Source organism: Streptomyces sp. NPDC005878, assembly GCF_040629815.1.
Lineage (GTDB): Bacteria > Actinomycetota > Actinomycetes > Streptomycetales > Streptomycetaceae > Streptomyces.
This window is the reverse complement of the sequence record NZ_JBEXWK010000022.1, coordinates 55,468-67,644: the sequence shown is the minus strand read 5'-3', so window position 1 is coordinate 67,644 and position 12,177 is coordinate 55,468. Positions and strand designations below refer to the sequence as shown.

Genomic DNA, 12,177 nt, shown 5'->3' with positions numbered 1-12,177 from the left:
GGTGAGGGGTGGCAGTGCGGACGGCTGGACGGCAGACAGGGTGGGCAGGGAGAGACCTCCAATGGACTCCCCCTGCCCACCCTCAGCCCGTTGGTTCACGGGCTGGATCGCTCAGCTGAGCTTGACGGTGTCCCAGAGGACGTCGCCACCGGCGATCTTCATGCTCTTGATCTTCGAGCTGTAGCCAGCGTTGAGCTTGTAGAAGTACACCGGGATGTACGGCATCTCGTCGAGCAGGATGTCGTCGGCCGCCTGGTACCCCTTGACAGCCTCCTCCGGGGTCTTGCCCTGGTCGCCCTGGACGAGAAGCTTCTCGAAGTTCTCGTTCGTGTAGCCCGCGTAGTTCGAGCCGTTCTCGATGGCGTCCTTGGAGAAGATCGGCCGCAGGTAGTTCTCCGCGTTCGGGTAGTCCATGTTCCAGCCCATACGGAACCCGCCGCTGTACTTCTTGGCGTCCAGGTCGTTCAGGATGGTCTGGAACTGCTCGAACGGCTTCGCGGTGACCTTGATGCCGAGGTTCTGCTGGATCTGGTTGGCGACCGCCTCGATCCAGCCCTTGTGGTCGCCGTCGGCGTTGTAGCCGATCTCCAGCGTGTTGTTCGGCAGGCCGCCGCTCGTCTTGTAGAGCTCCTTGGCCTTCGCCGCGTCCAGCTTGCACGCGTCACCACAGGCGCCCTGGCGGTAGCCGGTGATGATCGGGCTGATGAAGTCGTCGGCCGGCATGCGGGAGCCGAGGAAGATCTTGTCGGCGATCGCCTTCCGGTCGATCGCCATCGAGATCGCCTTGCGGAGGTCCTTGTTCTTGAAGGCCTCGTTGTACTTCAGCGGGAAGCCGATGTAGCCGACGCCGGAGTCCGACTCGTCGATCGCGCGCTCGCCGAGGTCCTTCTTGTACGTGGCCAGGCCGGACGTCGGGATCGAGTCGTCGATGTCCAGGTTGCCCGCGACCAGGTCCTTGTAGGACGTGTCGGAGTTCGAGTAGATCTTGAAGTTGATCCCCTTGACCTCGTACTTCGAGGCCTCCGGGTACTTGTCGTACTTGACGACGGAGATCTTGTCGTTGTGCTGGAACTTGCCCGACATCTTGTACGGGCCGTTGCCGATCGGCGCCTCGCCGAAGGCCTTCGGGTTGTCGAAGAACACCTTCGGGAGCGGCATGAACGCCGAGAAGGAGAGCTGCGAGGTGAAGGCGGAGAACGGCGTCTCCAGGGTCACCTGGAGGGTGTTGTCGTCGACGGCCTTGAGGCCCGACATCTCCTTGGTGGCGACCTTCTTGCCCTTGCCGGGGTTCAGGTCCTTGAAGCCGGCGATGTGCGAGAAGAGCGGGTTGGTCTGCTGCGCGTTGTCCTGGTTGGCGCCGTAGTTCCAGGCGTCGACGAAGGACTTCGCCGTGACGGCCTCACCGTTGTGGAAGGTGTAGCCGGGCTTCAGCTTGATCGTCCAGACCTTGGAGTCCTTGGTCTCGATCGACTGCGCGAGGTCGTTGACGACCTCGTTCTTCTCGTTCAGCTTGGTGAGACCGGTGAAGACGGCCTTGACGACCTCGCCACCCTCGGTCTCGTAGGTGTTCGAGGGCACGAGCAGGTTCTGCGGCTCGCCGATCTCCATGGAGATGACGCCGTCCGAACCCCCCTTGCCCTTGCTGTCACCGTCGCCGCCACCACAGGCGGTCGCAGCCAGGGCAACGATCGCCGCACCCGCGACCCACTTGGCGCTCTTGGCACCACGCATGGGTTCCTCCTCATGAGTCCACTTGTCACAACAAGAGGGGCATAAAAAGATCGCCGACACCCCTGACGGCGATCGATCAAACGCCCCGAGTGTGCTCGTGAGTCGGCACTCCCCACAGTGCGTGACCCATTGACCCGAGCTCAGTGGAGCCAACTATTAAGTACGGCCGGGCTGTAAACCACACTTAAAGGGTCTCGTTTTGACAACATCAGGTCAGGCCAACAGTCCGAAATCCGGACAAACAGAGCACAGACAGACACGCCCGAAACGGACCGTTAACACATCTTCCGGAGAGCGACGCTCGATATCCGAACAGCATGTAGGGGAAAACGACTTGACCGCGCGAGGCGCGGAGGGCAGGGTGCGCGGCCGCCGCGGACCCCACCGTACGGCAGCGGCCCGGCTCCCCGCGAAGATCGCGGGGAGCCGGGCCGCCGGCCCTGCAGGGCGGGGCTCAGCCGTGCTTGGCGCGCGAGGCCGTGCGGCCGCGCTCCTTCTGGTCCAGGACGACCTTCCGGATACGGACGGCCTCCGGGGTCACCTCGACGCACTCGTCGTCGCGGCAGAACTCCAGGGACTGCTCCAGGGAGAGCTTGCGCGGCGGGACGATCGCCTCGAAGGAGTCGGCGGAGGAGGAGCGCATGTTGGTGAGCTTCTTCTCCTTGGTGATGTTGACGTCCATGTCGTCGGCGCGCGAGTTCTCGCCGACGATCATGCCCTCGTACACCTCGGTGCCCGGGTCGGTGAAGAGCACACCGCGCTCCTGGAGGTTGGTCATCGCGAAGGCGGTGACGGCGCCCGCGCGGTCGGCGACCAGCGAACCGTTGTTACGGGTCGTCAGGGGGCCGAACCACGGCTCGTGGCCCTCGTGGATGGAGTGCGCGATGCCGGTGCCGCGCGTACCGGTGAGGAACTCGGTACGGAAGCCGATCAGGCCGCGGGACGGGACGACGAACTCCATGCGGACCCAGCCCGAGCCGTGGTTGGACATGTTGTCCATCCGGCCCTTGCGGACGCCCATGAGCTGCGTGACGGCGCCCATGTGCTCCTCGGGCACGTCCACCGTGAGGCGCTCGACCGGCTCGTGCACCTTGCCGTCGACGAGCTTGGTGACGACCTGCGGCTTGCCGATGGTCAGCTCGAAGCCCTCACGGCGCATCTGCTCGACCAGGATGGCCAGCGCCAGCTCACCGCGGCCCTGCACCTCCCAGGCGTCGGGGCGCTCGGTGTCGAGCACGCGCAGCGAGACGTTACCGATCAGCTCGCGGTCCAAACGGTCCTTCACCTGGCGCGCGGTGACCTTGCGGTCCTTGACGGCCGCCTTGGCGGAGGCGCCCTTGCCGGTGCCGCCGCGGCCGACCAGCGGCGAGGTGTTGGTGCCGATGACCATGGAGATCGCGGGCTCGTCCACCGTGATCAGCGGGAGCGCGACCGGGTTCTCGGGGTCGGCGAGGGTCTCACCGATCATGATGTCCGGGATACCGGCGACCGCGCAGATGTCGCCCGGGCCCGCCACCTCGGCGGGCTTGCGGGTGAGCGCCTCGGTCATCATCAGCTCGGTGATGCGGACGTTGGAGATCGAGCCGTCGCGCTTGATCCAGGCCACGGTCTGGCCCTTGCGCAGCTCGCCCTGCTCGACGCGGAGCAGCGCGATACGGCCGAGGAAGTTGTCGGCGTCGAGGTTGGTGACGTGGGCCTGGAGCGGCGCGTCCTCCTCGTACGTCGGGGCCGGGACGTGCTCCAGGATGGTGGAGAAGAACGGCTCCAGGCTGGTGGAGTCGGCCGGGACCGTACCGTCCTCCGGCTTGGTCAGCGAGGCGATGCCGTCGCGGCCGCAGGCGTAGACGATCGGGAACTCGATCTGGTCCTCGTCCGCGTCCAGGTCCAGGAACAGGTCGTACGTCTCGTTGACGACCTCGTCGATCCGGGAGTCGGGGCGGTCCGTCTTGTTGATGCAGAGGATGACGGGCAGCCGCTGCTGGAGCGCCTTGCGCAGCACGAAGCGCGTCTGCGGGAGGGGGCCCTCGGAGGCGTCCACCAGCAGCACGACCGCGTCCACCATCGACAGACCGCGCTCGACCTCACCACCGAAGTCGGCGTGGCCGGGGGTGTCGATGATGTTGATCGTGATGGGGGCCCCGCCGTCCTTGGGGTGGTACTTCACCGCCGTGTTCTTGGCGAGGATCGTGATGCCCTTCTCACGCTCCAGGTCGTTCGAATCCATCATGCGGTCGTCGAGGGACTCGGCGGCGTGCGCGGCGAAGGAGCCGGCCTGCTTGAGCATGGCGTCGACGATGGTCGTCTTGCCGTGGTCGACGTGGGCGACGATGGCGACATTGCGGATGTCGTGGCGCGTGGGCATGCTGGCTGGCGCTTCTCTCGATCGGGAATCAGGCGTCTGACGGTCGAAGCCTCGTCCGCCCGCCGGGCGCGAACACGCCACGGCTAGTCCTATGGTACGGGGCTGGCGCGCCGGAGGCCTCCCGGGCCGAACCTGTGATCGTTTATCGGGGTGCGGGGAGCAGCGGGGCAGCCCTGGTCGAGGCCGCCCCATGGCCGGGTCAAGGGCAGGTACGACCTTGCCCGCCGGCGGACCGACGGGCAAGGGACTTGAGCCAGTTCTGAGGTTGTGACCTGCTGTTTCTTAAGGCGGGTGGGGGTCCGTTCCGTTACTTCTCAGGCTTCTTCGGGGCATTGTCCGACTTCTTGAAACCGATGTCCTGGAAGAGCGGGGTGGCGAACCCGAAGGCGCCCGCGTTGGCCACGTTGGGCTTCACCGCGACCAGCTGGGGGCGCTGGTAGAGGGGGATGGAACCGGCCGCGGCCCAGATGCGGGCGTCCGCCTTGCGGACCAGTTCGCGGGCCTCGTCCTCGTCGAGCTCCCCGGCCGCCTGGTCGAAGAGCTGGTCGATGTGGTCGGTGCCGACCCGGGTGTAGTTCTGCTCGACGACGAGCGAGCCGTCCGAGGCGGGCTCGGGCTTGGCGAAGACCGGCCGGTCGTCGGTGGCCGGGTAGGCGGTGCCGGGCCAGGAGTACAGGGCGAGGTCGAAGTCGCCCGAGGCGATGTGGTCCTTGAAGTAGCTGTCGTCGGCCACCTTGGAGACCTCGGTGCTGATCCCGACGGCCCGGAGCATCTGGGCGATCCGGTCGCCCACCGCCCGCAGCGCCTCGGAGCCCGGACCCGACGGCAGGACGAACCGCAGGCTGAGCGGCTTGCCGTCCTTGCCGAGCGGCCCGGCCGCTCCCGGGGCCGCGGTGCCCTTGGGGGCGTACGCGCCGGGCGCGCCCCCCTTGTGCTGGGCCTCGGTGCGGTGGGCGTCCCTGCCCGTGCCGTGCTCGCTCCGGCCGGCCGCCTCGTCCTGGGCGGCGCCCCGGTGGCCGGAGCCGGCGTCGTCCAGCGCGTCGGCCTGCCGCATCAGGGCGACCTCCTGGAGCGCGGCGGCGCGGGCCGGGGCGAGCACATGCGTGTCGGCGCCGGGGCCGGAGCCGCCGGGCCGGTTGTCGCCCGGCCGGTCGTCGCTCCCACCGGAGTCCTCCCGGCCGTGCGAGGAGCCGGCGGGCTTCTCCTCGTCCGCGTAGTAGGGGCCCTCGCCGACCTTCGCGCCGCCCAGGGAGTACAGGTTCGGGCTCGACCGGACCCTCTTGGCCTTGTCGTCGCCGACGATGTAGGTGCCGTCGTCCCCGGCGCTCTCCCGCTTGGCGTCGCCGTCCGCGCCCGCGCCGGACGCCTTGCTGCCCGCCTTGGTCGTGCCGGTGCCGGACTTCTGCCGGGCGCCGCCCGGGGTCCAGCCCGCGTCCGCGAGCAGGGCCTGCGCCTCGTGGGTGTCCTGCCCGCCGAGCGCGCCGCTGTTGTCGGCGTACGCCGGCTGGCCCGCCAGCGCCAGATGGCTGCCGGGCGGCCGGGCGGGCAGCCCGAGCGGCTTGAGCACGATCTCCGCCAGCTCCTGGCGGTCCAGCGCCCGGGCCACCGCGCGCCGCACCCGCTCGTCGGCGAGCGGACCGGTGCTGCCGTTGAGGGCGAGCTGGGTGTAGGCGGGCTCCAGGGACTTGCGGATGGCGAGCCGCGCCAGGCCCGTCTGCTCGTCCGCGTACCGGGCGATGGCCTCGCGGGTCTGCTTGCGCGCCCGCGCCTCGGCCTCGGCCCGCTCCTCGTCGGAGCCGTGCGCGACCGCCCAGGAGCGCAGGGCGGAGGCGGGGGTGAGAGCGGAGTCGACGCCGTGGGCGAGTCCGGGACCCTCGGCGCCGCGGCCGGCGCCCTTGTCGCGCTCGGCCTGGGTGATGCGGTCGGCGGCGGACCGGTCGATCTCGGCCACGTCCAGGTTGCCGTCGGCGAGGGCGGCGACCCGCTTGTCGCGCGGCACGGCCCGCAGGACCAGCTCGTCGAGCTTGCTGGGCCGGCCCCACCAGCGCGGGTTGCGGGCGAGGGTCAGGGTGCCCTTGTCGTGCTCGTAGGCCTTGAGGAGAAACGGTCCTGCGGTGGCCTTCAGCTTGGTGCGGGCACCGTCGTTGAAGGCGTTCGCCGTGCCGGTGACGTCCTTGGGGTAGAGCGGGCTGAACAGGGCGCGCCAGTCCGCGTACGGCTTGGCGAAGGTGACCTTGACCTCCAGGTCGTTGGCGCCCTTCTCGATCTTCTCGATCCGCTCGTACCCGGCGTTGCGCGCGGTCCAGAACGCGGTGTCGCGCCCGCTCAGCGCCCGCCACTGGGCGACGAAGTCGGGGGCGCCGACCTCGCGGCCGTCGCTCCACACCGCCTTCTGGTTGAGCTTGTAGAGCACGACCTGCTTGGGCTCGCGCTGGACGACCTCCGCGCTCTCCAGGTAGTCCGGGTTGCGCTGCGGGCGTCCGCGCTGGTCCAGGATGAAGAGGGACGGCAGCACCGCGCCGGTGACGCGGGTGGTCGCGGCGTCCGCGTCGGCCTGGAAGGCGTTGAGCGTCTGCGGCATCGCGTCGACGGCCCAGCGCAGGGTTCCCCCGTCGGCGACCTGCGGCCGGGGCGCCGCGCCGATGTCCTGGGGCGCGACGAGCGCGTCGGCCGCGTCGTCGCCCGAGGAGCAGCCGGCCAGGGCGGGGAGCGCCAGCACACCGGAGGTGAGCAGCGCGACGGACCGGAGCGACGCGACGGTGCGGATCGCGGCGACGGTGCGGGTCGCCCGGGAAGATGCCCTCCCGCGCTGGACGCCGACGTGGGGCATGTCTGTACCTCTTCGTCAATTTTGTGTGCTTGGTGGCATTTCGCGATGATCACACGTATTGCCCACCCACTGAAGAGGACGCCGCCCCCGTCCGTACCGCGACACGGCGCGGCGGCGGCCGGATCCCACCCATGCGGCGCAACGAGGGGCGCGTGCGACTCGGTGTGCGCCCCGGGAACCCGGTGCACACACCTTCACAACCACGGAAGTGACGCGCGACACTCTCAGGCGCATGACCTTTCGGGGGAACGGGAGGTCGCCCTCCCGCATGACCGGTCACCGCCGCCCGCCACTGCGGAAGGTAGGCACGCCATGTCCCTGCACGAGGAGCTGACGGCCGTTCAGCGCTGTCTCGACGACCTGGTCAGGTCGGTGGGGCGGCTGGAGAAACAGATCGGCGACGACGGGCTGGACATCCGCCGGATACGGACCGACACCGACCATCTGCGCGAGAGCGTCGCGCTGCTGCGCCAGACCGCGGCCCCCGCCACCGAGGCGCGCCCCGACCTGCTCACCATCCCGGACACGCCGTACGACACCTCGCTGTGGACGGACTCGGACGACGAAGGTCTGGGCGCCCGCGACCGGCGCGCCCCCTGACTGAACGGAACGGGAGCCACTGTTGGCCACAGGCACCGAACCCCAACCGCTCACCGGCGTGTCCGGCGCCTCGCGCGCCGCCATCGCGCCCCGCCACCTGCGCACCGACCGCTGGTGGCTGGCGCCCGCCGTGACCGCCGCCGGACTGCTCGCCTTCGTCGTCTACTCGACCTGGCGGGCCTTCGTGAACGACGACTACTACGCCGCTCCCTACGTCTCGCCGTTCTACTCGCCGTGCGTCGCCGACAACTGCGTCCCGATGCGGGGCGGCCCGAACGCCGACCTCTTCGGCAGCTGGTGGGGCCTCTCCCCCGCCCTGCTGATCCTGATCTTCCCGCTCGCCTTCCGCGGCACCTGCTACTACTACCGCAAGGCCTACTACCGGGGCTTCTGGGCCTCGCCACCCGCCTGCGCGGTGGCCGAGCCGCACAAGAGGTACACGGGCGAGACCCGCTTCCCGCTGATCATCCAGAACATCCACCGGTACACGTTCTACTTCGCGCTGCCGGTCGCGGCCTTCCTCACGTACGACACGGTGCTCGCCTACCGCGACGAGCACTACCGGTGGGGCCACATGGGTCTCGGCACCCTGGTCTTCACCGCCAACATCGTGCTGATCTGGGCGTACACCCTCTCCTGCCACTCCTGCCGGCACATCGTCGGCGGCCGGCTGCGGCACTTCTCCAAGCACCCGGTGCGCTACCGGATGTGGAGCTGGGCCGGGAAGCTGAACCGCCATCACATGCTGCTCGCCTGGGCCTCGCTGATCAGCGTCTCGCTGGCCGACCTGTACGTGTACTTCCTCGCCACCGGGGCCTTCGACGATCCGAGGTTCTTCTGATGACGCAAGCGGAACGCCAGCAGTGGGACGTGGTCGTGGTGGGCGCGGGCGGGGCGGGCCTGCGGGCCGCGATCGAGGCCCGCGAGCAGGGCGCCCGTACCGCCGTGATCTGCAAGTCCCTCTTCGGCAAGGCCCACACCGTGATGGCCGAGGGCGGCATCGCCGCCTCCATGGGCAACGTGAACTCCGGCGACAACTGGCAGGTCCACTTCCGCGACACGATGCGCGGCGGCAAGTTCCTCAACCAGTGGCGGATGGCCGAGCTCCACGCGCGCGAGGCGCCCGACCGGGTGTGGGAGCTGGAGACCTGGGGCGCGCTGTTCGACCGTACGCCGGACGGCCGGATCTCCCAGCGCAACTTCGGCGGCCACGAGTACCCGCGGCTGGCCCACGTCGGCGACCGCACCGGCCTGGAGCTCATCCGCACCCTCCAGCAGAAGATCGTCTCGCTCCAGCAGGAGGACGAGCGCGAGTTCGGCGACCACGAGGCCCGCCTCAAGGTCTTCCAGGAGTGCACGGTCACCCGGATCTTGAAAGAACACAGCCCGACGGAGGACGACCGGGTGGCGGGCGCCTTCTGCTACGAGCGCGAGTCCGGCCGGTTCTTCGTCCTCCAGGCCCCGGCCGTGGTCCTGGCGACCGGCGGCATCGGCAAGTCCTTCAAGGTGACGTCGAACTCCTGGGAGTACACCGGCGACGGCCACGCGCTCGCGCTGCTGGCCGGGGCGCCGCTGCTGAACATGGAGTTCGTGCAGTTCCACCCCACCGGCATGGTCTGGCCGCCCTCGGTCAAGGGGATCCTGGTCACCGAATCGGTGCGCGGCGACGGCGGGGTGCTGCGCAACTCCGACGGCAGACGCTTCATGTTCGACTACGTGCCGGACGTCTTCAAGGAGAAGTACGCGGAGTCCGAGGAGGAGGGCGACCGCTGGTACGAGGACCCCGACCACAACCGGCGCCCGCCCGAACTGCTCCCGCGCGACGAGGTCGCCCGCGCCATCAACTCCGAGGTCAAGGCCGGCCGCGGCTCCCCGCACGGCGGTGTCTTCCTGGACGTCTCCACCCGGATGCCCGCCGAGGTCATCCGGCGCCGGCTCCCCTCCATGCACCACCAGTTCAAGGAGCTGGCGGACGTGGACATCACGGCCGAGCCGATGGAGGTCGGCCCGACCTGCCACTACGTGATGGGCGGCATCGCCGTCGACTCCGACACCGCCGCCGCGCGCGGGGTGCCCGGACTCTTCGCGGCGGGCGAGGTGGCCGGAGGGATGCACGGCTCCAACCGCCTGGGCGGGAACTCCCTCTCCGACCTGCTGGTCTTCGGCCGCCGCGCCGGGCTGCACGCCGCCGGGTACGCCTCGGCGCTCGCCGGTGCCCGCCCGGCCGTCGACGAGGCCCAGGTGGACCTGGCGGCGGCCGAGGCACTGCGGCCCTTCAGCGCCGAACCGGCCGGGGCCGCGGACGCCGCGCCGGAGAACCCGTACACCCTGCACCAGGAGCTCCAGCAGGCGATGAACGACCTGGTGGGCATCATCCGCCGGGACGCGGAGATGCGGCAGGCCCTGGAGAAGCTGGCCGAGCTGCGCGTCCGCGCCCGGCGGGCCGGGGTGGAGGGGCACCGCCAGTTCAACCCCGGCTGGCACCTCGCCCTGGACCTGCGGAACATGCTGCTGGTCAGCGAGTGCGTGGCGCGCGCGGCGCTGGAGCGCACCGAGAGCCGGGGCGGCCACACCCGCGAGGACTGGCCCGCGATGGACCGGAGCTGGCGGCGGGCGAACCTGCTGTGCCGGCTGGCCGACCCCGCCGGGGATCCGGGAGCGGCCGACCCGGCCCGGGGGCAGATCCGACTGACACGCGAAGAGACCGAACCCATCCGTGCCGACCTGCTCGCCCTCTTCGAGAAGGAGGAGCTGGTCAAGTACCTCGCCGAAGAGGAGCTCCACGAGTGACCACGTATGACGCGAGCTTCCGGGTCTGGCGGGGCGACACCGGCGGGGGCGCCCTGAAGGACTTCACGGTGGAGGTGAACGAGGGCGAGGTCGTCCTCGACATCATCCACCGCCTCCAGGCCACCCAGGCCCCCGACCTGGCCGTGCGCTGGAACTGCAAGGCAGGCAAGTGCGGTTCCTGCTCCGCGGAGATCAACGGGCGGCCCCGGCTGCTGTGCATGACCCGGATGTCGGTCTTCGCGCGCGAGGAGACGATCACGGTCACCCCGCTGCGGGCATTCCCGATCGTCCGCGACCTGGTGACCGACGTCTCCTTCAACTACGAGAAGGCGCGGGAGGTTCCCGCCTTCGTCCCTCCGAAGGGCGTCGCGGCGGGTGAGTACCGGATGCGGCAGATCGACGTGGAGCGCTCGCAGGAGTTCCGCAAGTGCATCGAGTGCTTCCTGTGCCAGGACACCTGCCATGTGGTGCGCGACCACGAGGAGAACAAGGGGGCCTTCGCCGGGCCGCGCTTCCTGATGCGGGTGGCGGAGCTGGACATGCACCCGCTGGACGCGGCCGAGGAGACGGGCCTGGACCGCAAGCGCGCCGCCCAGGACGAGCACGGCCTGGGCTACTGCAACATCACCAAGTGCTGCACCGAGGTCTGCCCCGAGCACATCAAGATCACCGACAACGCGTTGATCCCGCTGAAGGAGCGGGTGGTGGACCGCAAGTACGACCCGCTGGTCTGGCTCGGCAGCAAGATCGGCCGTCGGCCGGGGAGTTAGGCAGGAGCCTTCTGTAAGGAAGAGGGCGGGGCCCGGCATCGGTAAGGATGCCGGGCCCCGCCGCCGTACCGCGCTCCCTCAGTTCCAGCCCTTGTCGTAGGCGGCCCAGTCGCGGTCACGCGCGGTGAAGTCGACGTAGAGCGCCACCCCGAAGTGCTCGCGGTGCCGGTCGGTGCGGCCCAGGCCCAGCCGCACCCCGCGCACCGCCGCCTGCACCGTCTCGGCCGAGGCGTGGTGGCCCATGGTCTCCGTCTGGAAGAACGGCAGCCCCATCAGCAGGTCGGTGTCCTTGGGCGTGACCTCCAGCGCCAGCGAGGCCTGCTGGGCGACATAGCCGCCGTACAGGCTCTCCAGCGGCATCGACGTGTCGTACGACATCACCGCGATCTGGTCCACGCGCTTGGCCACCTGCCCGAAGTACGCCTGCGACCACCACTTGGGGTGCCCGGCGATCTTGCCGGCGGCGGCGTGCAGGCGGGGCACGGGGTCGATCTGGTGCGCGGCGACCGAGAGCGTCGCGTGGTGCGCGCGCGTGACGGGCCGTACCGCCTCCAGCAGGCGCAGGAAGGGGCGGTTGCCCGAGGGCATCGGCTCCAGGTCGAAGTGGACGCCGTCGAAGCCGCCGTCCGCCAGGGCGTGGCGCGCCGAGTCCACCATCGCGGTACGGGTCGCCGCCCGCTCCAGGCGCAGGCCCGTGGGGCCCTCGGTGGCGAGCTTGTCGCCGAGCCACGCCTGCACCCGCACCCCGGGCAGCCTGCGGTGCACGCCGTCGACCAGCCAGCGCGCCTTTGGGTAGCGGCCCGCGGGCAGCGTCCCGTCGTGCTCCAGCGGCCCGGCGTGGACGTACAGGTCGTGTATGCCCGTCTCCCGTACACGCGCGGCGAAGGCGTCCAGGTCGGCCTCGCCCTTGCGGCCGTCGACCCAGGCGTGGCCGAGCCAGATGGCGTCGCGCCCGCGCGACTTGGTGCCCTCGCCCGGGTCGCCCGCGTAGCTGCTGCGCAGCGCGACCGCGCCGACCACCATGGGCGCCATCACCAGGAGCACGGCCGCCAGCGCGGCACGCCGCACCCACGTCCGTGCCGGGCGCCGCGACC

Annotated in this window: 8 protein-coding genes; 4 read left to right on the top strand and 4 right to left on the bottom strand. The window is 70.1% G+C overall.

Annotation, left to right across the window (positions count from 1 at the left end):
* Positions 1-111 precede the first annotated feature (111 nt).
* From ABZ404_RS27535 to ABZ404_RS27525, 3 genes are all read right to left on the bottom strand, one after another.
* Positions 112-1,731 (bottom strand): ABC transporter substrate-binding protein, encoded by a 1,620-nt coding sequence (locus tag ABZ404_RS27535; protein ID WP_358836006.1) that lies wholly within the window; start codon positions 1,729-1,731, stop codon positions 112-114.
* 454 nt (positions 1,732-2,185) lie between these two features.
* Entirely contained in the window at positions 2,186-4,093 is a 1,908-nt protein-coding gene (gene typA / locus ABZ404_RS27530) for a translational GTPase TypA (protein ID WP_358836308.1), read from the bottom strand.
* 307 nt (positions 4,094-4,400) lie between these two features.
* The gene (locus tag ABZ404_RS27525; RefSeq protein WP_358836309.1) at positions 4,401-6,923 is read right to left on the bottom strand and encodes an ABC transporter family substrate-binding protein; all 2,523 of its coding nucleotides are present in this window, start codon (positions 6,921-6,923) and stop codon (positions 4,401-4,403) included.
* A 312-nt stretch (positions 6,924-7,235) separates the two neighbouring features.
* Between ABZ404_RS27525 and ABZ404_RS27520 the strand changes: the two genes are divergently transcribed.
* The 4 genes from ABZ404_RS27520 to ABZ404_RS27505 are packed head-to-tail and all read left to right on the top strand — an operon-like array spanning position 7,236 to position 11,083.
* Complete coding sequence (locus ABZ404_RS27520; protein WP_358836310.1) at positions 7,236-7,523, top strand: hypothetical protein; 288 nt, start codon at positions 7,236-7,238, stop codon at positions 7,521-7,523.
* Positions 7,524-7,545: 22 nt separating this feature from the next.
* On the top strand, positions 7,546-8,364 hold the full coding sequence (locus tag ABZ404_RS27515; protein ID WP_358836311.1) for a hypothetical protein: 819 nt from the start codon (positions 7,546-7,548) through the stop codon (positions 8,362-8,364).
* Positions 8,364-10,313, top strand: coding sequence for a fumarate reductase/succinate dehydrogenase flavoprotein subunit (locus tag ABZ404_RS27510; protein ID WP_358836312.1), 1,950 nt, complete (start codon positions 8,364-8,366; stop codon positions 10,311-10,313). The genes ABZ404_RS27515 and ABZ404_RS27510 overlap by 1 nt, the downstream gene beginning before the upstream one ends.
* A complete protein-coding gene (locus ABZ404_RS27505; RefSeq protein WP_358836313.1) occupies positions 10,310-11,083 on the top strand; it encodes a succinate dehydrogenase/fumarate reductase iron-sulfur subunit in 774 nt (257 codons plus the stop codon). The genes ABZ404_RS27510 and ABZ404_RS27505 overlap by 4 nt, the downstream gene beginning before the upstream one ends.
* Positions 11,084-11,161: 78 nt before the next feature.
* Here ABZ404_RS27505 and ABZ404_RS27500 read toward each other — a convergent pair whose 3' ends face one another.
* Complete coding sequence (locus tag ABZ404_RS27500) at positions 11,162-12,115, bottom strand: glycosyl hydrolase family 18 protein (RefSeq protein WP_358836315.1); 954 nt, start codon at positions 12,113-12,115, stop codon at positions 11,162-11,164.
* Positions 12,116-12,177: the final 62 nt, after the last annotated feature.

What these genes read in the sequence shown, in the direction of transcription:
- ABZ404_RS27535 (WP_358836006.1), bottom strand. Translation starts at nt 1,731, where the DNA reads ATGCGTGGTGCCAAGAGCGCCAAGTGGGTCGCGGGTGCGGCGATCGTT.
- typA (WP_358836308.1), bottom strand. Translation starts at nt 4,093, where the DNA reads ATGCCCACGCGCCACGACATCCGCAATGTCGCCATCGTCGCCCACGTC.
- ABZ404_RS27525 (WP_358836309.1), bottom strand. Translation starts at nt 6,923, where the DNA reads ATGCCCCACGTCGGCGTCCAGCGCGGGAGGGCATCTTCCCGGGCGACC.
- ABZ404_RS27520 (WP_358836310.1), top strand. Translation starts at nt 7,236, where the DNA reads ATGTCCCTGCACGAGGAGCTGACGGCCGTTCAGCGCTGTCTCGACGAC.
- ABZ404_RS27510 (WP_358836312.1), top strand. Translation starts at nt 8,364, where the DNA reads ATGACGCAAGCGGAACGCCAGCAGTGGGACGTGGTCGTGGTGGGCGCG.
- ABZ404_RS27500 (WP_358836315.1), bottom strand. Translation starts at nt 12,115, where the DNA reads ATGGCGCCCATGGTGGTCGGCGCGGTCGCGCTGCGCAGCAGCTACGCG.